At 74.0% G+C, this 20,124-nt stretch carries 20 protein-coding genes; 11 read left to right on the top strand and 9 right to left on the bottom strand.

The window, feature by feature from the left end:
* Nucleotides 1–6 precede the first annotated feature (6 nt).
* The 5 genes from FB454_RS34735 to FB454_RS00080 all read right to left on the bottom strand — a co-directional run bounded on the left by FB454_RS34735 (nt 7) and on the right by FB454_RS00080 (nt 2,214).
* Nucleotides 7–171 carry a hypothetical protein gene (locus FB454_RS34735; RefSeq protein WP_013286537.1) on the bottom strand — a complete coding sequence of 55 codons (165 nt, stop codon included), beginning with the start codon at nt 169–171 and terminating at the stop codon, nt 7–9.
* Nucleotides 168–386, bottom strand: a complete 219-nt coding sequence (locus FB454_RS00095) for a helix-turn-helix domain-containing protein (RefSeq protein ID WP_013286536.1) — start codon at nt 384–386, stop codon at nt 168–170. Before FB454_RS00095 ends, FB454_RS34735 begins: the two co-directional genes overlap by 4 nt.
* Nucleotides 386–865 (bottom strand): DUF2975 domain-containing protein, encoded by a 480-nt coding sequence (locus FB454_RS00090; RefSeq protein WP_013286535.1) that lies wholly within the window; start codon nt 863–865, stop codon nt 386–388. The genes FB454_RS00095 and FB454_RS00090 overlap by 1 nt, the downstream gene beginning before the upstream one ends.
* A gap of 31 nt (nt 866–896) precedes the next feature.
* The gene (locus tag FB454_RS00085) at nt 897–1,538 is read right to left on the bottom strand and encodes a dihydrofolate reductase family protein (RefSeq protein ID WP_013286534.1); all 642 of its coding nucleotides are present in this window, start codon (nt 1,536–1,538) and stop codon (nt 897–899) included.
* Between the two features lie 82 nt (nt 1,539–1,620).
* A complete protein-coding gene (locus FB454_RS00080; RefSeq protein WP_013286533.1) occupies nt 1,621–2,214 on the bottom strand; it encodes an HD domain-containing protein in 594 nt (197 codons plus the stop codon).
* Between the two features lie 148 nt (nt 2,215–2,362).
* On the opposite strand from FB454_RS00080, the gene FB454_RS00075 reads away from it, so the two are divergent.
* The 9 genes from FB454_RS00075 (at nt 2,363) to FB454_RS00035 (ending at nt 9,237) form a co-directional block, all read left to right on the top strand.
* Nucleotides 2,363–3,316 carry a TolB family protein gene (locus FB454_RS00075; protein ID WP_230649811.1) on the top strand — a complete coding sequence of 318 codons (954 nt, stop codon included), beginning with the start codon at nt 2,363–2,365 and terminating at the stop codon, nt 3,314–3,316.
* Nucleotides 3,317–3,428: 112 nt separating this feature from the next.
* Entirely contained in the window at nt 3,429–4,205 is a 777-nt protein-coding gene (locus FB454_RS00070; protein WP_013286531.1) for a methyltransferase domain-containing protein, read from the top strand.
* 55 nt (nt 4,206–4,260) lie between these two features.
* Entirely contained in the window at nt 4,261–5,262 is a 1,002-nt protein-coding gene (locus FB454_RS00065) for a hypothetical protein (protein ID WP_013286530.1), read from the top strand.
* Nucleotides 5,259–5,912, top strand: coding sequence for a sulfurtransferase TusA family protein (locus FB454_RS00060; protein WP_013286529.1), 654 nt, complete (start codon nt 5,259–5,261; stop codon nt 5,910–5,912). The genes FB454_RS00065 and FB454_RS00060 overlap by 4 nt, the downstream gene beginning before the upstream one ends.
* Nucleotides 5,913–5,927: 15 nt before the next feature.
* Nucleotides 5,928–6,830, top strand: a complete 903-nt coding sequence (locus tag FB454_RS00055) for an inositol monophosphatase family protein (RefSeq protein ID WP_013286528.1) — start codon at nt 5,928–5,930, stop codon at nt 6,828–6,830.
* 24 nt (nt 6,831–6,854) lie between these two features.
* The gene (locus FB454_RS00050; RefSeq protein WP_013286527.1) at nt 6,855–7,256 is read left to right on the top strand and encodes a VOC family protein; all 402 of its coding nucleotides are present in this window, start codon (nt 6,855–6,857) and stop codon (nt 7,254–7,256) included.
* A gap of 127 nt (nt 7,257–7,383) precedes the next feature.
* Nucleotides 7,384–8,427 carry a hypothetical protein gene (locus FB454_RS00045; protein WP_013286526.1) on the top strand — a complete coding sequence of 348 codons (1,044 nt, stop codon included), beginning with the start codon at nt 7,384–7,386 and terminating at the stop codon, nt 8,425–8,427.
* Complete coding sequence (locus tag FB454_RS00040; protein WP_013286525.1) at nt 8,411–8,854, top strand: hypothetical protein; 444 nt, start codon at nt 8,411–8,413, stop codon at nt 8,852–8,854. Before FB454_RS00045 ends, FB454_RS00040 begins: the two co-directional genes overlap by 17 nt.
* Nucleotides 8,854–9,237, top strand: coding sequence for a hypothetical protein (locus FB454_RS00035; protein ID WP_013286524.1), 384 nt, complete (start codon nt 8,854–8,856; stop codon nt 9,235–9,237). Before FB454_RS00040 ends, FB454_RS00035 begins: the two co-directional genes overlap by 1 nt.
* Before the next feature lie 16 nt (nt 9,238–9,253).
* On the opposite strand, the gene FB454_RS00030 is transcribed toward FB454_RS00035, so the two are convergent.
* On the bottom strand, nt 9,254–10,030 hold the full coding sequence (locus FB454_RS00030; protein ID WP_013286523.1) for an SDR family oxidoreductase: 777 nt from the start codon (nt 10,028–10,030) through the stop codon (nt 9,254–9,256).
* A 138-nt stretch (nt 10,031–10,168) separates the two neighbouring features.
* Here FB454_RS00030 and sigJ point away from each other — a divergent pair, with 138 nt between their 5' ends.
* On the top strand, nt 10,169–11,029 hold the full coding sequence (sigJ, locus tag FB454_RS00025; RefSeq protein WP_145822460.1) for an RNA polymerase sigma factor SigJ: 861 nt from the start codon (nt 10,169–10,171) through the stop codon (nt 11,027–11,029).
* A 17-nt stretch (nt 11,030–11,046) separates the two neighbouring features.
* Here sigJ and FB454_RS00020 read toward each other — a convergent pair whose 3' ends face one another.
* Nucleotides 11,047–11,946 carry a GNAT family N-acetyltransferase gene (locus FB454_RS00020; RefSeq protein ID WP_145822294.1) on the bottom strand — a complete coding sequence of 300 codons (900 nt, stop codon included), beginning with the start codon at nt 11,944–11,946 and terminating at the stop codon, nt 11,047–11,049.
* A gap of 75 nt (nt 11,947–12,021) precedes the next feature.
* Nucleotides 12,022–13,254 carry an SLC13 family permease gene (locus FB454_RS00015; RefSeq protein WP_013286520.1) on the bottom strand — a complete coding sequence of 411 codons (1,233 nt, stop codon included), beginning with the start codon at nt 13,252–13,254 and terminating at the stop codon, nt 12,022–12,024.
* Between the two features lie 107 nt (nt 13,255–13,361).
* Here FB454_RS00015 and FB454_RS00010 point away from each other — a divergent pair, with 107 nt between their 5' ends.
* Nucleotides 13,362–19,172, top strand: a complete 5,811-nt coding sequence (locus tag FB454_RS00010; RefSeq protein ID WP_145822293.1) for a WD40 domain-containing protein — start codon at nt 13,362–13,364, stop codon at nt 19,170–19,172.
* Nucleotides 19,173–19,241: 69 nt separating this feature from the next.
* On the opposite strand, the gene FB454_RS00005 is transcribed toward FB454_RS00010, so the two are convergent.
* The gene (locus tag FB454_RS00005; RefSeq protein WP_013286518.1) at nt 19,242–19,889 is read right to left on the bottom strand and encodes a GNAT family N-acetyltransferase; all 648 of its coding nucleotides are present in this window, start codon (nt 19,887–19,889) and stop codon (nt 19,242–19,244) included.
* Between the last annotated feature and the right edge of the window lie 235 nt (nt 19,890–20,124).

The following is a 20,124-nucleotide window of genomic DNA, read 5'->3' as shown; positions in this document are numbered from 1 at the left end:
CCGGCCCTACCGGGTACGCCGGGCGACGCGTACGCCGATGGCGACCGCGCCGATGACGAGCAGTGCGGACAGGAACTGGAGGCCGGGGGAGTCGTCGGCCTCGCCGTACACGAAGCCGGTGACGCCGAGCACGACGGCGAGCAGGGCGACGACGACGGCCAGGTATCTCATCGGTCCTCCTCGTCGGCGACCCATTCGAGCAGGTCGCCGGGCTGGCAGTCGAGCACCCGGCACATGGCCTCCAGGGTGCTGAAACGGACGGCCTTGGCGCGGCCGTTCTTGAGTACGGCGACGTTGGCCGGGGTGAGCCCGACGCGCTCGGCGAACTCGCCGACGCTCATCTTGCGCTTGGCCAGTTCGACGTCGATGCGCACGACGATCGGCATCAGATCACCGCTTCCATGTCGGTGCGCAGGGTGGTGGCCTGGCGCAGCAGCGCGCGCAGGACGACCATCAGCAGCCCCAGCACGCTGACGCCGGTGACCAGCAGGAACAGCAGCAGCGGCAACCCCGGGTCGTCGGCGTTGAAGCCGACGTAGAGGAACACGCCGACGAGCACCACCCAGGCGGCGGCCACCGCCCAGACGATCCCGTCGACCCAGCCCAGGGACGCCTCGGTGAAGATGCGGTCGTTCTTGACCAGGGTGAGCAGGTGCCAGGTGCAGACGATCACCACCTGCACGCACAACACCCAGAAGATCGTCACCGTGGTGGCGGGCCACCGCAGGTACGCCATGTCCGGGTTCTCGCGCGCCATGTGCGCGAACTGCCCGGGCAGCGACATGGTCTGGAACAGCACCAGGATCGCGAACAGCAGGACCAGGAAGGCGCGGAGTGGTGTCACCGCGCGTTGCGCCGTCAACATGCATCGACTATCGCGCGAAAACTATCGAAAGTCAATCGGTATCACTCGCGCGACGGCCAACGGCGTACCTGACGTGCACCGCGTGGCGCGAGTGGTGCACGGCGCGGATCTCCAGGTCGACGTCCCGGTCGAAGCCCTCGAAGAGCCTCTTCCCGCGACCGAGGATCACCGGCGCGGTGGACAGGCCCAGCTCGTCGACCACGCCGGCCGCGAGCGCCTGCCGGATCACGTCGGCGCCCCCGCCGATGACCACCGCGCCGTCACCGGCCGTACGCCGGGCCGCGGCCAGCGCCGCCTCGAACCCGTCGACCATGAGGAAGCCGGCGTCCGGGTCGGGCTGGTCGGCGGTGCGGTGGGTGAGCACGACCAGTGGCGCCTCGAACGGGTTGCGGCCGCCCCAGGCGCCGGCGCTGTCGTACATCCCCCGGCCGCACAGCGCGGCGCCGACGCCCGTCAGCAACTCGTCGAAGTACGCGCGGTCCTCGCCGGTCATGCCGGTGCCGGGTTCGCGTGGCGTGTCGTACGTCCACGGCCCGCCCATCACCCAGTGGTGCAGCCGCTCGCCGCCGACGCCCAGCCCCTGGCCCGCGTGGTCGTCCGGACCGGTGACGTAGCCGTCCAGGGACACGGTGACGAACGCCCGCACCCGGCCCCGCGCTTCGCTGGTGCTCATGCTTCCTCCCGGAGATCGGAGAACACCGACCCGGGGCAGACCGCCCTCGCGCGGCGGACTCATCGGCGCCGCCGGTCCGACGTCAGCCGTACACCGGATGCTCGGCCTGGAACGCCAGCCGCCGGTCCGCGCCGGCGGCCAGCTCGGCGAGGACGTCGTCGAGGTCCAGGAACGTCTGCCAGCGCTCCTGGCCGGTTATGGCGGCGAGCCGGTCGACCACGAGCTGCTCCAGGTCGGTGACCCGGCGGCCCTTCCACACCTTGTCGGCGAGGCTGACCAGCAGGTCCTCCAGCTGTACGCCGGGGGAGTGCCAGGCGGCGTGGGTGACGGCGAAACGGGCCCGCTCCTCCGGTACGCCGAAGCGCAACAGCAGCTGGTAGCCCGCCTCCTCGTGCGCCGACCCGGGGCCGGTCAGCTCGCCGGGATGCTCGACCTTGCCGAGGTCGTGCACTGCGGCGCCGAACAGCACCGCCTGCCTGTCGAACGGCACCGCGCCGAACCGGTCGGCGAACGCGGCGGTCAGGTGCCAGGCGACGTCGTGCACCAGCCGCAGGTGCGCGCCGAGGCGCGGCGGGGCAGCGAGGGCGTCCAGCAGCTCGACCGCCACGCCGGGAAGCGGGAGCAGCGGCGGGTCGCCCGGTTCGGTGAGGGCGCGGCGCAGCGCGTCGGAGGTCATCGGGGCGAGCGTACCGGGCCGCCTCGGGCTCACCTCTGGTGATGGACGAGCAGCCGAGCGTGAAGCGGCCACTCGTCCGATTCCGGTGCGTCGATCCACTCGCGAGTGTGGGGGCCACGTCTCACACGGGGGTTGTCGAATGACCGCAATGAATCGTCGTGCCCTGCTGCGTACCGCCGCGCTGACCGGAGTCGCCGCCGCGACCGGGCTGGCCGTCGGGCCCCACGCCGCGTCCGCCGCACCCGCGTCCGCCGCCGACGTGGTGAACGGGTCGTGGCTGGTCAGCGTCGGCTGGGGTGTGCTCCAGGTCGACCCGGGCCGCACCACGCCGCGGGAGCTGCTGCCGAACGGGGACCACGCGAAGGCCTCGCCGGACGGCCGGTACGTGGCCTGGGTCAACACGGCCCGCTCGGGCGACGGCACGCTGGAGCCGTACGTGGCCGTGTACGACCGGGTCACCGGCCAGAAGCGCACACTGCTCGCCGACCCGTTCGGTGTCCGCTACGGCGCGCCGACGTGGTCGCCGGACGGCACCGAGATCGCGCTGGTCACCGGGCAGGGCAACGACCGGCTGATCGCTGTGGACGTGGTCACCGGCGCCACCCGCGTGCTGGTCGAGGGGCACTCCATGAGGGACCCGGACTGGTCCCGGGACGGCTCGATGATCGTCGTACGGTGGCGCAGCCGTTCGCAGGGCTGGCAACTGCGGGTGCTGGAACTCGCGACCGGCACGGTGCGGCCGATCTACACGCCGGTGGCGGGCGAGATGTTCATCTCGCCGGTCTTCATGCCCGACTCCGGGCGCGTCGTCTTCTGCACCAACCGCTGGCACCTGGACCGGGAGGTCTACAACCAGTCGCTGGCGTCGGTGCGCATCGGCGGCACCGGGCTGAAGAAGCTCACCGACGAGCCCCGGTTCTACCTGTCGCCGGTGTTCTCCCCGGACGGCCGCTACTGCGCCGCGCTGTCGATCCCGCCGGAGAACGAGTACCCGGACGGCGGCAACATCATCGTGTCCACCAGTGGCTTCGGCGAGCAGTGGTGGATCCCCGGCGACGAGTACGACGACAGCACCCGGCTGGACTGGGCGCGGGCGATCTGACGTAGCGCCGCGCGCACATCCGGTGGGCCGGATGTGCGCGCCGCCGGGCGTAACCGGTGCGAGGCTTGGTGCGGACGCCGCCGAAGGGGCCGGCGTCCGCTGTGGAGGGGTGATGGCCGAGCCGCCGACCGGGACGTCGTCGCACCGCGCGCAGGCGCACGGCAGGCACGCCAACCACCGCCGCTACCACGACGGCGCCGAGGTCGACGGGTACGTCGACGACCCGTACCACCGGGTGCGCCGCGCGGTCGCGGCCCGGCTGATGGCCGAGGGGGTGACCCGACGCGGGCCGGTGCTGGAACTGGGCTGCGGACCGCGCGGCATGCTCGACCCGGCCGCGCTGCCCGGCCCGGTGGTGCTCGCCGACACGGCCGAGACGGCGCTGCGCACGGCCCGCGCCGCGGCCCGCGGGCGGGCGCTGCCGGTCTGCCTGGACGCCACCCGCGGGCTGCCGTTCCGGGCGGGCAGCTTCGCCGGGCTGCTCGCCGGCGAGCTGATCGAGCACGTGTACGACCCGCTGGCGCTGCTGCGGGAGTGCCACCGGGTGCTGGCGCCCGACGGCCTGCTGGTGCTCACCACGCCGAACCTGGCGCCGGTGCAGGACCGGCTGGCGTTCCTCGCCGGGCGGGCGCCACGTCAGGTCGATCCGCTGCACCCGTACCTGTGGCTGCACATCCGCCCGTTCACCGCCTCGCTGCTGCGCCGGACGCTGCGCCGGGCCGGGTTCACGCCGGTGGCGCTGCGGTCCAACGAGGTCGGCTGGCGGTTGCCGGGCGGCCGGTGGGTGGCCTCGCGGCGGCTGGCCCGCGCCGCACCGGGGCTCGGCGGTTCGCTGATCTGCGCCGCCCGCCGGCACGGCGCACCGCCACCACAGCAGAACAGGGCGTGATGGCGACATTGACAGCGGGCTATCATGGAGGTTCCGTCGTCGACCGGGGGATGTCATGACGCGCCTGCTCGCCTGGGTCGTGACCAATCTCGACGCGTTCATCGGCCTCGTCCTGGCCCTCACGGTGTCCGTGCTCGGCCTCACCAACGCGGTCGACCAGGAGGTCGTCAACAGCGCGATCCTGCTGGTCCTGGGCCTGCTCGCGCAGGCGATGCTGCGGGACCGGCTGCGCCGGCGCACCACCGAGCGGGAGGTCCGCCAGGTCATCTCGGACACCCGCGACCGGCTGACCGACCTGGTGCCGCAGATGCAGGAGATCACCGGGCCGGAGGGCGCGCTGAACCGGGCCCGCGAGGCCATCGACAGCGTCTCCATGGTGCGCGTGCTGCACGGCAGCGAGGTCGGGCAGGCGCTCGCCGAGGCGCGGCGGCACACCGACCAGTGGAGCTTCAAGGGCGGCACCGGCACCTACCTGCGCGCGGTCACGCTGCCGGACTGTCTGGAACACGCCCGGCGGCGCAACGCCACGCTCACCGTCGCGATCGAGATCATCGACCCGACCGACGAGGAGGTCTGCGAGCGGTACGCGCGGTTCCGGCGCAGCCTCGACCCGGACGCGCCCGGCGAGCCGTGGACCGTCGACCGCACCCGCAAGGAGTCGTACGCGACCGTGCTGGCCGCCTGCTGGCACCTGCAACGCTCCGGCCTGCTCACCATCGACGTCCGGCTCTCCGCGCAGATGACCACGTTCCGCTACGACCTCTCCTCCTCCTGCGTCGTCATCACGCAGGAGAACCCGCAGACGCCCGCGCTGCGCATCGACCGCGGCGAGGTCTACTACAACCGTTTCAACATCGAGCTGGACTACAGCCGCCGGCAGAGCCGGCGCGTGCCGATCGAGGCGGCGGCCCAGGTCAAGCTCGACGACGAGCCGTCGGTCGAGCAGGTACGGCGGTTGTTCACCGCCCTCGGCCTGACGCTGCCCCGGTCCTTCGGCGACCGTGAGGTCGCCGGCATCATCGGCAAGGCCGTCCAGGCGAGGAACCCCTACTCATGACCAGTTACGCCGACCTCGAACGGGAGATCGACCGGGGCACCCGGCCGGAGATGCTGCGCGGCTGGGTGCTGGACGTGCTCGGCGACGTCGCGGACGGGCGGCGGCCGCTGCGCGCGGTCCGGCACCCGCTCGGCTTCACCTGCCTGCCCGTGGAACGCGACGGCCCGGACGGCATCTGCGTGCACGCCTGGCCGGCCGACCCGCCGCCGGTGCGCCCGACCACCTCCACCATGCACTCGCACAGCTGGGATCTGCTCAGCCACGTGCTGCACGGGACCGTCCGCAACGAGCTGATCGAGGTCGACGACGCGCCGGCCGATCCGGCCTGGCGGATCTACGAGGTGCACAGCCTCGGCGAGGTGGACGAGATGGCCGCCACCGACCGGCTGGTCACCGCGATGACCGCGACGGTGGAGACGCACTCCGCAGGCGACTCGTACGCGCTGCGCGCCGGCGGCTTCCACACCTCGGAGGTCGACGCCGGTGAGCCGGCGGTGACAGTGGCGCTCGGCCGGACCACTCCCGGCGCGTGCGACCTGAGCCTCGGCGCGGTGGACGGGCGCAGCCACCGGGTACGCCGGGACCGCTGCGACGCGGCGGAGACCGCGCGGATGGCGCGGGAGATCGCGCGACTGGTGGCACGGGGCTGACTGGCTGGAGGAGCCATGGACGTGGAGCCGAGCAGAGGCGGGCCCGACCTGCGCGACGCGCACCGGTTCGCGGTGGAGGCAGCGCAGGCGGCGGGCCGCCTGCTGCGCCGGGGCACCCGGGGGGAGGTGCACGCCCGGGCCAAGAACGACACCGGTGACCTGGTGACCGACCTCGACCTGGCCGCCGAGCGGCTGATCGTCGACCGGATCCGGGCCCGCTGGCCGGAGCACGGCGTGATCGCCGAGGAGGGCGGCGAGTACGCCCCGGACACCGCGTGGGCGTGGCTCGTCGACCCGCTGGACGGCACCAACAACGTGGCGATCGGGCTGCCCGCGTACGTGGTCGGCATCGCCCTGTGCGACAACGGCTCGCCGGTGCTCGGCGTGGTGCACGACCCGGTCGCGGGCCGGACCTGGTCGGCGGTGCGCGGCCGGGGCGCGTTCGTGCACGCGTCCGGCCCGGCCGCGCGGCCGCTGCGGGCCGCGCAGCGCCCGGTGCCGTCCGCGCCGGTGCTGGCCTGGACCCAGGGGCACGAGGTACGCCGCGACGACAGCACCGCCCGGGCGTTGAAGGTGGTGCTGGACACCAGCGCGCGCCGGGTGCTGCAACTGTGGGCGCCGTTGCTGTCCTGGGTGATGCTGGCCCGCGGCGACATCGACGGCATCGTCGGCTACCGTCCCGAGGCGGTCGACCTGCCGGCCGGGATGCTGCTCGCCGTCGAGGCCGGCATGGCGGTCCGCGCGCTCGACGGCGGCACTTTCGACGACCGGTACGGCTGCCCCGCCGACCGGCGCAGCTTCGTGGCCGGGCCGCCGGAGACCATCGACCGGCTGGTCAAACTGGTCACCGCGGCACAGTGGATCGAGCCGCAGGTCCGCCGCCTCACCCCGGTCGGTCTCGGCTCGGTCGGCTGGTGAGCCGGGTCGGCTAGCCTCGGCGGGATGGCCGCCAGACAGCTCAAGATCGGGCTCCGGGTCCGCGACCTGGACCGCTCCCACCGGCTCTACCTGCGACTCGGCTTCAAGGAGATCCCGCAGACCGACCAGACGAACCTGCGTTACCTCACGTTCGGCCACACCTGGCTGATCCTGTCCGACCTGCACCGCCACGGGCACCACAACGCGGAGCGGGAACGCGAGGTCAAGGCCGGGCCGCCGGGGCTCGGTGTCGTCCTCACCGTGCCCACCGCCGACCTGGACGCCACGTACGCGCTGTGGCGCGACGAAGGGCTGCCGGTGACGCTGGAGCCGGAGGACGTGGGATGGGCGCGGATCTTCTACGGGCTCGACCCGGACGGCTACGAGGTCATGTGCGAGCAGTTCCACCCCGTCACGGGCGCCTGACCGTACGTGCCGGATGTTGCCGCCTGTTCATACGATTCGATGCCACGCCGCCGTGGCTAGGCTCCTCGCGTGTTCTCGCTGAGCAGTCCACATCAGATGGAAACCGGCCGGCCGATCGGGCCGCGCCATGGGTGAGCCGGACGAGTACTGGACGGACGTGCGGGACCGTTGGTCGCGGGTCGTGTCCGCTGTCGACAACTCCGGCGCCGGCCACTCGGGTGGCGGGCGGGTGTCGATCGCCGAGACCACGCGACGACCCACGAGTGACATCATCCCGGTGTTGGTGGCGGGCCAGCGCGGGGTCGGGAAAAGCGCGCTGTACCAGGCGTTGCTCGGCGACAACGGCTACATCCGGCGGCGGGACGAGGACCATGTGCCGCACCGCCTCGTGCTCGCGGCCGGCCGGCGCCAGGCCCATGTGACGCTGGTGGTGAGCCCCGGCCAGACCGCGGGCGGCGACTACTCCTCCGGCGAGGTGGACAAGTGGGACGCCATGCTCAAGCCGCCGAACCACCCGACGGGCGTCATCTACGTCGCCGCCGCCGGGTACGACGAGCCGTGGGATCCCCGCGAGGTCAACGTCCTCGAGGAGCGGCGGCAACGGCGTGAGGACGAACTCCGCCGGCAGGTCGAGGCCCGGCTCTGGGAGCAGTGGCAGGCATCCCTCGACGCGACGCCCACCGAGGAGGAGCGGCGGGACCGGGCCGAGCAGATCGCCCGCGAGGTCGAGGCGGCGATCCCGTCGCCGTCCGAGCAGCTCTGGGCGCAGAACCGGAACGTCGAACTCGAACACTTCTCCCGGTTCTGCCAGAACCTGCTGCCCTGCTGGGTCGACAATCCGGCCGCCAAGGACCTCTGGTTCGTCCTGGCGGTCACCAAGGCCGACCTCTACTGGACCGACCAGCTGGGCCAGGTCGAGGAGTACTACCTGCCGGGCGCCGACGGTGAGCCCACATCGGACTTCCAGCGACAGCTGGTCACTCTCATCCGTGCCTTCGGCCACCGCAATCGCCCCCGGCTGGCTGTGCTGCCGGTCGCCGGCCGCCGGCAGGACTACCGCTTCATCCCTGGAGTCGGTGAGAAACAGGCGATGTTCGACGACATGAAGTTCGCCGCGGTGCAGCGGAGCCTCCGGACGACCGTGGGAGAGTTCTGTGGGCTGGGATCCTGAGCGGGGCGGTGACCTGTCCGGCCCGGAGTTCGAGCGGCTCCTCGGTGGCGCGGAGCACCTGCTGACCCGGGTGGACGCGGCGCGGGAGCGGCTGCGCTGGTACGAGGCACTGCGGGCGGTCGTCCTGGCCGTACTGGTCCTCGTGGGCCTGGTCGCGGCCGTGTCGGCGTCCGACTGGTGGACCGGGGCGGGCGTCGCGGCAGGTGCGACGGTGGTCGTCGCGTGGTTCGCCGGGACCTTCCGCCGAAGCGTCGTCAAGCCGCTGCTGAGCCAGATCTACCGCGACGAGAAGCTGATGGTCGCCACCGTGAACATGCTGCGCGAGCTGCTGCCGCTGCTGAGCCACGACGAGCGGTGGAGCGAGGTGAGGCAGGATCGAAGCCGCCTGCGTCTCGGCCGCTTCCCCATCGAGCCACGGGGCCTGTGATGGCGCGGACGGAGAACGCGGCAGGCGGTCGGCGCGAGGCCGGCATCTGGCTCGTCGCCGGACGTGTCGGTGTCGCGCTCGGCGTGGTCAACGGGATCGTGCAGGTCGTCCGAACCGTCGTCGCCGGGCGGGTGGGAATCCGTGGCGTGCTCACCGACGGGTGGGTGCTCGGCAGCGCGGCGCTGACCGGAGGCTTCGCTCTGGTGTTCGGAGCGGTGATGGTGCTGTACGCCCGCTTCTGGTTCCGGTCGAGCCCGTTCGACGACTTCCGCCCGGACCGGCAGGCCGTGCGCCGGCGCATCGACCGTGGCGGCTGGAGCCTGGCCGGGCTCGGCGCGGTGATCCTCGCCGCCACCGGGGCGGCCTGGTTGACCCTTCGCTGAGCGGCGCTCCGGCGGCTCAGGCGACCGGCCGCGACGGCACTCGGTCAGCCAGGAAATCGGTCCAGGTCCGCACGCCTCTCGCGGCGCCCGGCCGGGCGAGGTTCGCGCCTTCCCGGTACGCCCGGCCGGCCCGGCCGGGAATGCGCACCGGCAGGCGTGCCCGGCGCTTCCCGGCGGCGGTCAAGTAGCCGGTCAGCAGGTCACCGATGCCGTACGTGTCCGGCCCGGCCAGGTCGGGGACCAGCCCGGCCGGTGCGCCGAGCGTGAGTTCGGCCAGCCGGGCCGCCACCTCGGCCGCGTCGACCGGCTGCAACCGCAGGCCGCCCGGCACCGGCACCACCGGCAGCCGCGTCATCGCCGTCAGCATGGTGAACACCAGGTCGTGCACCTGCGCGGCGCGCAGCACGGTCCAGGGCACGCCGGAGTCCGTCACCGCGCGCTCGGCGTCGAGCTTGGACCGGATCCAGGCCAGCGGCACCCGGTCGGCGCCGGTCACCGAGATGTGCACCAGGTGGGCCACAGCGGCCCGGTGCGCGGCGCGGGCCAGGTGGGCGGTGGCACGGTCGTCGCCCTTCGCGCCGCCGGCCAGGTGCAGCACAGTGGACACTCCGCTCAGGGCGGGGCCGAGGTCCGCGCCGCTGAGCAGGTCGGCGGCCACGTGGGTGACACCGTCGCCGGGCCGCCCGCCGCGCCGGCTGAGCACGCGCACCGGGTGCCCGGCGGCGCGCAGCAGCGGCACGACGTGCCGGCCGATCGTGCCGGTGCCGCCGGTGACCAGAATGGGTGCGTTCATCGTCGTCCTCCCGTTGTCGGTGCTGCCACCTCGACCCGCGCCCGCCTGCCGACGTGACAGGTGTGACGGCTGTCACCTGTGGTCACATCGGTGACCCGGCGCGGGTCGAGTCGATGCGCGGGAGGGGAGGCTCAGGTGATGGACCTGGCGGAGCGGTTCGAGCGGGAGCGGCAACGGCTGCGCGCGGTGGCGTACCGGCTGCTCGGGTCGCTCACCGACGCCGAGGACGCGGTGCAGGAGACCTGGCTGCGGCTGTCCCGCACCGACGCGGACACCGTGGAGAACCTCGACGCCTGGCTCACCACTGTGGTCGCCCGGGTCAGCCTCAACACGCTGCGGTCCCGCGCCGCCCGCCGGGAGGACCCGCTGGACGTACGCCTACCCGATCCGGTGGTGGACACCGACGCCGACGATCCGGCGCACGCCGCGGTGCTCGCCGACTCGGTGGGCCTGGCGCTGCTGGTGGTGCTGGACACGCTGACCCCGGCCGAGCGGCTCGCGTTCGTGCTGCACGACATGTTCGGCGTGCCGTTCGACGAGATCGGCCCGCTCGTCGACCGCTCGCCGGCGGCGGCCCGGCAGCTCGCCAGCCGGGCCCGCCGCCGGGTACGCGGGCAGGCGCCCACGCCCGATCCCGACCTGACCCGGCAGCGGGCGGTGGTGGACGCCTTCCTCGCCGCCGCCCGCGACGGTGACCTCGACGCGCTGATCGCGGTGCTGCACCCGGACGTGGTGCTGCGCTCCGACGCCGGGACCGCCCGCGCCCGCCACACGGTCGTGCTCACCGGCGCGACGACTGTGGCGGCGCAGGCCACCACGTTCGGCCGGCTGTTCCCGCACGCCCGGCCGGTGCTCGTCAACGGCGCTGCCGGGGTGCTGGTGACCGCCGGCGACCGGCCGCTGTCGGTGATGGCGTTCACCGTTGCCGGCGGACGGATCGCCGCCGTGGACGTGATCGCCGACCCGCGCCGGCTGGCCGCGCTCGGCCTCGCCGGCTGACCCGGAGTCGCGGACCGTCAGTCGACCAGAACCAGATTGGCCATGTCGACCACCGGCCGGAATCCGAGCCGGGCGTAGAGCCGGTTCGACACCGGGTTGGCCTGGTCGGTGAACAGGCACACCCGCGCGCCCTCGGCGGTGAGCAGCCGGCACACCTCGGCGACGGCGTTGCCAGCCCAGCCGCGTCCGCGCTGCCCGGGTGGCGTGTAGACCGGTCCGACGCGGGCCACGCCGAACGACGGCGGATTCGCGGCGGTCAGGTGCACCGGAGCCCCCGACTCGTCGGTCCAGAACCAGACCCGCCCGTCCCGGATGCGGCGCAGCAACTCGGCGCGGTCGGGCGTCTCGTGTGCGCTGGTGCCGGGCGGGCGGCCCGCCTGCTCGTCGGCGTCGGCCGTGAACGCGCCGAACCACGCGGCGACCAGGTCGACCTCGTCCGGCCCGGCGGCCCGCAGCGCGCCGGGGACCGGAGCCGGTGGTGCCAGTTGGTCGAGCACGTGCAGCCGGGTGTGCTGGGCCACAGCGACCCGCCCGCCGTCGAGGCGTGCGACCTCGTCGGCGCAGGCGCGCGCGGCGGGCAGCGCGCCGTTCACCGCGCGGACCCGCTCGCCGCGCCGGTGCCACGCCCCGGCCAGCGCCACAGCGGCTGCCTCGGGCATCGGCAGCAGGAACGGCGGTCGCGGCGGGAACGGCGCGGTGCGCATCGCGGCGCCTACCACCGCCCCGGAGGCGTCGCGCACCACGAGCCACCAGTCGTCCTCGGGCAGCGCGGCGCCCTCGGCGCGGCGGGCCGCCATCCGCTGCGCGACGGTGGCGACGACCGTGCCGACCACCGGATCGGCGGCCAGGTACGCCTCGGCGGCGGCGAGGAACTCGCCCGGGTCGGTGCAGAAGTGCAGCGTGGGTGCGGCGGTCATGCGGGCACGGTAGCCACCGCCCGGGATCGGGCCGTACCGGTTTTCCCGCCCCGGCTCAGGGGCGATGCCGCGATGCTAGGCGCCGGGACCGACAAGAAGCGCCGTCACGGTGGCGGCGGTGGCGAGCACGGCGAGCGCGGCGCTGGTGGCCACGAACCGGCCCAGCGGTACGGCGACCCCGGCGGCCCGGCAGCGCTCGTACCAGATCAGTGTCGCCAGCGACGCCCACGGCGTGGCCAGCGGACCCACGTTCGTGCCGATCAGCAGCGCCAGCAACTGGGTGTGCCGGTCGGCCGCGATCACCGCCTCGCCGGCCAGGTACGCGGGCAGGTTGTTCACCACGTTGCTGAACAGCGCGCCGACCGCGCCCGCCCGCAGCGCCCCCTCCGCGCCCGGGTCGGTGCCGATGAGCGTGCCCATCACCGTGTCCAGGCCGTGCCGGCCGATGGTCTGCACCACCAGGAACAGCCCGGTCACGAACACCAGCAGCCGCCACGGCACCAGTGCCGGACGCAGCCGGTGCCGGGCCCGGACCGCGAAGCCGGCGACCAGGATCGCGGCGGCCGCCCCGGAGGCGATGCCGATCTCCACCCCGGCCAGGATCCCGGCGACGAACAGCAGGCAGGCCGCCAGCGCGGTGCGGTAGAGCACCCGGTCCGGCGGCACGTACGGCGGCGGCGGGACGAACGGGTCGGCCCCGGCGCGCGCCGGCCGCCAGTACCACCACCACAGCAGCAGCGCGGTCACCGCGACGGCGACCAGTTGCGGCCACCACATCCGGGCCGCCCACGGCACCGGGTCCAGGTCGACCCGGTCGCTGGCCAGGATGTTCGTCAGGTTGGACACCGGCAGCAGCAGGCTCGCCGTGTTCGCCAGCCACACGGTGGTCATGGCCAGCGGCGTCGGCGGCACGTTCAGCGCCCGGGCCAGCGCGATCATCACCGGCGTGAGCAGCACCGCCGTGGTGTCCAGGTTGAGCGCGATCGTGGTCACCGAGGCGAAGCCGACGCACAGCCAGAACAGGGCCCGGAAACTGCCCCGCGCGGTCACCGCCACCCGGGTCGCGAGCGCGTCGAACACCCCGGCCACGGCGGTCAGCTCGGCCAGCACCACCACCGTGCCGAGGAAGATCAGGATGGGGATGATCCGCCGCATCGTCGCCTCGGCGTCCGCGCGGGGGAGCAGCCCGGTGAGCACGAACACCACGCCGAGCACGGCCAGCCCGATCGCGATCCAGTCCAGCACGTGCAGGCGGCCCCAGCGGGAGCGGTCGGGCACGGCGTTCGGCGGATCGCCGGGGGTCTCCACGAGGGATGATCCTCGCACATGCCGGCGCGGGCGCAGGAGCCCGACGCGGGACGATCCGAGCTGCCGAGGGTGTCGATCTGTTGACCGTCGGTGGCCATAATGACCATGTGGTTGTAGGCGCGCACCCCACCCGGTCCGACCGCCCCATCGATTTCTTCATCAGCTACTCGCCGGCCGACGAACGCTGGGCCACGTGGCTGGCGTGGGAGTTCGAGGCGGCCGGCTATCGCACGTTGTTGCAGGCGTGGGACTTCGTGGCAGGCACCAACTTCATCGACTTCATGGACCGTGGCGTCCGCGAGGCCGAGGTGGTGGTGGCGGTGCTGTCCGAACGCTACCTGCACTCCACGTACGGCAAGCTGGAGTGGCAGGCCGCGCTGCGCGCCGACCCGGACGGCACCGGCAACAAGCTCGTCACGGTACGCGTCGAGGACTGCCCGATCGACGGCCTGCTCGCCACCATCACCTATGTGGACCTGGTCGGCGTGGACGACCCGGCGCAGGCCCGCAACCGGGTGCTCGACCGCATCCGGGAGGCGCTCGACGGCCGGGCCAAGCCGATGCGGCAGCCGGCGTTCCCGCACCACCCGGCCGACCCGCACGGGGTGCTCGCCGCGCCGGCCGCCGGCGCGCCCGCGCCCCGCCGCGCCCGGCGTACCCCGATCAACCCGCCGCCGTTCCCGCCCGCCGCGGCGGCGCCACCGACCGCCCGGGACACCGTCACCGTGCTCCAGGTCGCCGGGCCGCGCTTCGGCCGGGGCGTGATCACCCCCGGCGCGCCGGTCACCCCGGGCGAGGTGCAGGAACACCTGATGGGCGACCTCACGCTGCTGATGAACGACGGCGTGCCCCGGCCGGACCTGCTCGTCGTCGCCGGCAACCTCACCGAGTCGGGCAGCCCGCGCGAGTTCTCCGACGCGCTGAGCTTCCTCACCGGCCTGCGGGTGCTGCTCGGGCTGGAGCCGCACCGGCTCGTCGTGGTGCCCGGCCCGCGCGACGTGACGATGGCCGCCTGCCGCGCGTACTTCGCCACCTGTGAGGCCGACGACGTCGACCCGCAGCCGCCGTACTGGCCGAAGTGGCGGCACTACGCGCGCCTGTTCGACGACCTCTACCAGGGCCTCGACGACCGGATCTTCGACAGCGAGCAGCCCTGGACGCTGTTCCCGGTGCCCGACCTGCGGGTGGTGGTGGCCGGGCTGAACTCCACCATCGCCATCACCCACCGCGAGGAGGACCGGTACGGCTTCCTCGGCGAGGCGCAGTCCAGCTGGTTCGCCCAGCGGCTGCGCCACTACCAGCAGTCCGGCTGGCTGCGGCTGGGCGCGATGGCGCACGCGCCGGGGGCGCGCAGCCCGTACGCCGACGAGGTGCCGCCGGACCCGGTGTCGCTGCGCGACCGGGGCTCGGTCAACCGGCTGGTCGGCCCGATGCTCGACCTGCTGCTCTCCGACGCCGCGCCGTCGGCCCGGGTGGACCCGGTGGTGCCGCTGGCCGCCGCGCCCCGCGACGGCCGGGCGCAGGTGCTGCGGCTGGGCGCGGACGGGATGACCCGCTGGGTGCTCGGCCGCGACGACCGGCTGGACGGCGGCGCGGTGACCGCCGTGTCCTGGCCGCACGCCGAGGCCACCTTCGGCGCGTCCGGCCCGGCCCAGGTACCCGACCCGCGCCGTCCGGTCGCCGTCGAGGGGGCCACCCAGGGCGCCGCGGTGGCCGCCGCGCCGGTCGCACCGGTGCAGCGGCTGCTGGACCGGCTCGCCGAGGTCTGCGAGGCCCGCTACGACCGGGTGGTGGTGCGCCGCGTCGGCACCGACCCGCCGCACCTCTACATCAGCTACCGCTCCGACGGGGTGGTCCGTCAGCAACGCGTCGGCGCGCACGTGGGCACCCCCACCGCCGCCGATGTGGACGTCTTCGCCCGGCGGGTGCACGCCACCGACCCGGACATCGCCTCCGAGCTGGTCTACGACGGCGACCGGGTGCCGCGCGGGCTCGCCGAGGAGGCACAGCGGCGGGGCGTACGCGTGCTGCACCTGACCGAGTTCCAGGGCCTGCTCGACCTGCGCGAGTACGTCGCCGCGCAGACCGCCCGGCTCCAGGCGGACCGGCTCTACCCACCCGGGCAGTACGTGCCGCAGCGCTACCGCCACCTCGTCGGCGCCGACCAGCGCGTCCGCGACGACGTGGTGGACGAGCTGCTGGAGACCGTCTCCGCGCCGGACGGCCGGTTCGTGCTGGTGCTCGGCGACTTCGGCCGGGGCAAGACGTTCGCGTTGCGGGAGGTGGCCCGGCGGCTGCCCACCGCCGCGCCCGACCTGATCCCGATCCTGGTGGAGCTGCGGGCGCTCGACAAGGCGCACTCCGTGGACGGCCTGGTCGCCGCGCATCTGGCCAACCACGGCGAGCAGGTGATCGACCTCAAGGCGTTCCGCTACATGCTGCGCCAGGGTCGCATCGTGCTGCTGTTCGACGGGTTCGACGAGCTGGTCGCCCGGGTGACGTACGACCGGGCGGCCGACCACCTGGAGACGCTGCTCCAGGCCGCCGAGGGCAACGCGAAGATCGTGGTGAGCAGCCGTACCCAGCACTTCAAGACCAACTCGCAGGTGCTGACCGCGCTCGGCGAGCGGGTCGGCCTGCTGCCGCACCGGCGCGTGCTGGCCGTGGAGGACTTCACCCCCGGGCAGATCGAGGCGTTCCTGCGCAACCGGTACGGCGGCGACGAGCGGGCCGCCCGCGAGCGGATGGACCTGCTCGCCGGCGTCAAGGACCTGCTGGGGCTCTCCCGTAACCCGCGCATGCTCGGCTTCATCGCCAACCTGGACGAGGGGCGGCTCGCCGCCGTGGCCGGGGCGGGCGGCACGTTCAGCGCCGCCGCGCTGTATCGGGAGATCCTGGAGTCCTGGCTGGACTTCGAGGAGCGCCGCACCCAGGGCATCCCGGGCGCACCGGTCAGCCTGCGCCGGCCCGAGCTGTGGCAGGCGGTGAGCCGGCTGGCGTTCCAGCTCTGGGAGAGCGGCGAGGCATACCTGCGCCTGGCCGAGCTGGCCGAGTCCACCGGTCAGCTCGCCGGGCGGGCCGACTCGCGGCTGTCCGGCCCGCAGGCTGCGCACGCGGTCGGCGCGGGCAGCCTGCTGGTCCGTACCGACGACGGGTTGTTCGGGTTCATCCACACCTCGGTGATGGAGTGGCTCGTGGCCGAGGGGGTGGCCGAGCAGATCAACCGGGGCGAGGAGCCGGGCGCGCTGGCGGTCCGGTCGCTGTCCGCGCTCGCGGTGGAGTTCCTCGGCGACCTCGCCGACCCGGCCCGCTGCACCGCGTGGACCGCCCGGGTGCTCGGTGACGAGTCGGCGGGCGAGACGCTGCGCGCCAACGCGCTGCGGCTGTCCGCCCGGCTGCGCCTGCCCGACCGGGCCGATCTGCGCGGCGCGGTGCTGCGCGGCGAGGACCTGTCGCACCGCGAGCTCGCCGGGGCCGACCTGACCGGGGCCGACCTGACCGACGCGCGGCTGGTCGCCACGAACCTGACCGAGGCGCGGCTGGAGCACGCCCGGCTGCGCGGCGCCCGCCTGGACCAGGCCCGCCTCGCCGGGGCCGACCTGCGCGACGCGGAGATGGCCGGCGCCCGCCTGTTCCGTACCGACCTGCGGGGTGCGCGCGTGGCCGGCAGCAGCTGGCACCGCACCGCGCTGATCGACGTCAGCGCCGACCCGGCGCTGCTGCGCGCCCCGGAACTGCGCGGCGCCGTCGTCGCGCCGGGCCGTCCGGTCGCGCCGGGCCTGGCCCCGCCCGCCGTGGGCGTCGGATACGGCTTCGAGGTGGGCCGGCTGCCGGTGCCGGTGGCGTACAGCCCGGACGGCGCGGTGCTCGCCGTCGGCAGCGACGACGGCGGTGTGCTGCTCTGCGACACCGCCACCGGGCTGCCGGTGCGCACGCTCCAGGGACACCGGTCCCGGGTGTACGCGGTCCGCTACGACGCCGCGTCCCACCAGCTCGTCACCGGCTCGGCCGACCTCACCGTACGGCTGTGGGACGCCGACCACGGCGACGTGCGGCACGTCATCGAGGACGTCTTCACCGGCTGGGTGTGGCCGATGCTCACCGACGGCCGCCGCGGCCGCCTGGTGGTCGGCGACGCGGCCGGCGTGGTGCGGCTCTACGACACCCGTGGCGCCCGGCTGCGTCACGAGTGGCCCGGCCACTCCGCGCCGATCTGGGGCACGGAGTGGCCCGGCCACTCCGCGCCGATCTGGGGCACCTCGTTCAGCCCGGACGGGCGGCGCGTGGTGGTGGCCGACAGCGCCGGCACGGTCCGCGGCTGGGACATCCCCACCGGCAAGCTGGCGTTCGAGGTGCAGGAGCCCGAGGTGGTCTACCGGGTCGTGCACTCACCGGACGGCCGGCTGCTGGCCGCCGTCGGGCAGCACGGCCGCATCTGGATCCGCCGGGCCACCGACGGCGAGCTGCTGCGCGCGCCGCGCGGCCACGAGGCCGACGTGTACGCCCTCGACATCCACCCCGACGGCACGCTGATGGCCACCGGCGACACGCACGGCGCGCTGCGGCTGTGGGAGACCGAGACGGGCCGGCCGGTCCGGGTGCTCGGCCGGCAGCGCGGCGCGATCTACAGCGTCCGGTTCAACGGCGACGGCAGCCTGCTCGCCACCGCCGCCAGCGACGGCGCGATCCAGCTCTGGGACACCGACGACGGGCAGGTGCGGCACGAGCTGACCCGGCACCGCGGCTCGGTGTGGCCGGTGGTCTGGCGGCCGGACCAGAACCAGGTGGCGACCAGCAGCAACGACGGCACCACCCGGCTGTGGGACGTCCGCAGCGGGCAGCTCCAGCACACGCTGCGCGGGCACGGCCGCAAGGTCACCGCGCTGTCCTTCCGCGACGACGGCGAGGTGCTCGCCGCCTGCGGCAACGACGGCGTGATCCGGCTCTGGGAGCCGCGCACCGGCCGCCTGGTGCGGCAGCTCGCCAGCCCGGCCGACCGGCTGCTGTCCGTGGTGTTCTGCCCGGAGGAACCGCTGGTGGCCACGCCCAGCGGCGACGGCGGCGTGCACCTGTGGAACACCGACACGGGCGCCGACGAGCGTGAACTCAACGTGGACACCGACCACGTCTGGGCGGTCGCGTTCAGCCCCGACGGCGACGCACTCGCCACCGCCAACGACGACGACACGGTACGCCTGTGGTACCGCCGTACCGGCCGGCACTTCGCCACGCTCACCCCGCACCGGGGGCGCGTGCGCACCGTCGCGTTCAGCCCCGACGGCGAGACCATCGCCACCGGCTGCGACGACCAGGCGGTACGGCTCTGGGACGCCGCCACCGCCACCTGCCGGCTCACGCTCGAACACCACACCGACCGGGTCTACTCGGTCGGCTTCAACAGCGAGGGCACGCTGCTCGCCAGCGCCGGTAACGACGGCACGGCGGTGGTCTGGGACGCGGTCACCGGCGAGCGGCGCCTGGTGCTCACCGAGCACGACGGCCGGCTCTGGTCCTGCGCGTTCAGCCCGGACGGCAACCTGCTCGCCACCGCCGGCGACGACCTGGTGATCCGGCTGTGGGATCCGGTCACCGGCCGGCTGCACGGCACCCTTGCGGCGCACACCCGGCGCGTCTGGTCGGTGCACTTCAGCCCGGACAGCAGCCTGCTCGCCAGCGCCGGTGACGACGGCACGGTACGGCTGTGGGACGTGGCCGACCCCGAGCACGCCCAGTTGCGGACCACGCTCATCGGCCTGCCGGACGGGTGGGCGGCGGTCAGCCCGGACGGCCGGTACAAGCTGGACGGCGACCCGGGCGGCCAGTTCTGGCACGTCATCGGCACGTGCCGCTTCGAGGTGGGCGAGCTGGACCCCTACCTGACCCAGGTCCGCCGCCTCTCAGTAGACGCCCCCTTCTGACCCCCCCGGCCCCGGTGATCAAGGAGTTCGTGTCCGGCTCGGACGTCGTCTCCGACACGAACTCCTTGGTCAACTCCGGGCAGGCGGGGGAGACAGGGCGGCAGGTCCGGTCCAGCGGACCTCGCCGTCTTGCCACACGTCGGTCGGGGCCAGGCCGCAGGCCGTGGCCACCGCGGCCGACGCGCGGTGGTCGGGATGGATGTGGGCCACGAGGGTACGCACACCGCGCCGCCCCATCCAGCCGACCATGCCACGGGCGGCCTCGGTGGCGATCCCGCGCCCCTGCCACCGTGTTCCCACCACCCAGGCGATCTCCGCGACCGGTCCCGCGGTGGCCGGTGTCGCCTCGTCGAGGTGCCGGTGTCCTACCGCCCGCGCGCCCGCCGTGGCGGCGTCCGTCACCGTCCCGTGTGCCTCGGTGACTGTGGCCTGGACGAAGCCGGTCAGCCGGCCGCCGTCCCGGAGCCGGATGACCCAGTTGCACCACGACTCGGCCGGGTCGGGCGAGCCGGCGACAAGCCGTTCGTAGCGGGCCCGCAACGCCGCCGGGGTGGCGGGTTCGCCGCCGATGAAGGTGTGCAGCGCCGGGTCGGCGAGGACGGCTGCCATCTCCTCGGCATGCTCGACGCCCAGCGGCAGCAGGACCAGCCGGGCGGTGGGGATCGGTTCCGGCGTGAACCCGCTCATCGACGTCAGCGCGCCGGTCGACTCATCCATGATCGCGCTTCCAGTAGAGCGATGACCTGGTCTCGCGGGAGCGAAACGGACCTCACGGTATCCCAGACCGCCCAGAGAAACGCAACGCCGTCCGCGCCCGCCCCCTCAGGGCGGGCAGCCCCGGGCCGGCAGCCCTCGCTGATCTGTGAGTGGGGTTGTCAAGGGGTTTGGTGGTGGGTGGTGATGGTGCGGTAGAGCTGTCGGGCGATGTAGCGCTTGAGGCAGCGGGTGATTT

Source organism: Micromonospora sp. CNZ297, assembly GCF_007827625.1.
This window is presented reverse-complemented; position numbering and strand designations above follow the sequence as displayed.

What these genes read in the sequence shown, in the direction of transcription:
- FB454_RS34735 (WP_013286537.1), bottom strand. Translation starts at nt 171, where the DNA reads ATGAGATACCTGGCCGTCGTCGTCGCCCTGCTCGCCGTCGTGCTCGGC.
- FB454_RS00095 (WP_013286536.1), bottom strand. Translation starts at nt 386, where the DNA reads ATGCCGATCGTCGTGCGCATCGACGTCGAACTGGCCAAGCGCAAGATG.
- FB454_RS00090 (WP_013286535.1), bottom strand. Translation starts at nt 865, where the DNA reads ATGTTGACGGCGCAACGCGCGGTGACACCACTCCGCGCCTTCCTGGTC.
- FB454_RS00085 (WP_013286534.1), bottom strand. Translation starts at nt 1,538, where the DNA reads ATGAGCACCAGCGAAGCGCGGGGCCGGGTGCGGGCGTTCGTCACCGTG.
- FB454_RS00080 (WP_013286533.1), bottom strand. Translation starts at nt 2,214, where the DNA reads ATGACCTCCGACGCGCTGCGCCGCGCCCTCACCGAACCGGGCGACCCG.
- FB454_RS00075 (WP_230649811.1), top strand. Translation starts at nt 2,363, where the DNA reads ATGAATCGTCGTGCCCTGCTGCGTACCGCCGCGCTGACCGGAGTCGCC.
- FB454_RS00070 (WP_013286531.1), top strand. Translation starts at nt 3,429, where the DNA reads ATGGCCGAGCCGCCGACCGGGACGTCGTCGCACCGCGCGCAGGCGCAC.
- FB454_RS00065 (WP_013286530.1), top strand. Translation starts at nt 4,261, where the DNA reads ATGACGCGCCTGCTCGCCTGGGTCGTGACCAATCTCGACGCGTTCATC.
- FB454_RS00060 (WP_013286529.1), top strand. Translation starts at nt 5,259, where the DNA reads ATGACCAGTTACGCCGACCTCGAACGGGAGATCGACCGGGGCACCCGG.
- FB454_RS00055 (WP_013286528.1), top strand. Translation starts at nt 5,928, where the DNA reads ATGGACGTGGAGCCGAGCAGAGGCGGGCCCGACCTGCGCGACGCGCAC.
- FB454_RS00050 (WP_013286527.1), top strand. Translation starts at nt 6,855, where the DNA reads ATGGCCGCCAGACAGCTCAAGATCGGGCTCCGGGTCCGCGACCTGGAC.
- FB454_RS00045 (WP_013286526.1), top strand. Translation starts at nt 7,384, where the DNA reads ATGGGTGAGCCGGACGAGTACTGGACGGACGTGCGGGACCGTTGGTCG.
- FB454_RS00035 (WP_013286524.1), top strand. Translation starts at nt 8,854, where the DNA reads ATGGCGCGGACGGAGAACGCGGCAGGCGGTCGGCGCGAGGCCGGCATC.
- FB454_RS00030 (WP_013286523.1), bottom strand. Translation starts at nt 10,030, where the DNA reads ATGAACGCACCCATTCTGGTCACCGGCGGCACCGGCACGATCGGCCGG.
- sigJ (WP_145822460.1), top strand. Translation starts at nt 10,169, where the DNA reads ATGGACCTGGCGGAGCGGTTCGAGCGGGAGCGGCAACGGCTGCGCGCG.
- FB454_RS00020 (WP_145822294.1), bottom strand. Translation starts at nt 11,946, where the DNA reads ATGACCGCCGCACCCACGCTGCACTTCTGCACCGACCCGGGCGAGTTC.
- FB454_RS00005 (WP_013286518.1), bottom strand. Translation starts at nt 19,889, where the DNA reads ATGGATGAGTCGACCGGCGCGCTGACGTCGATGAGCGGGTTCACGCCG.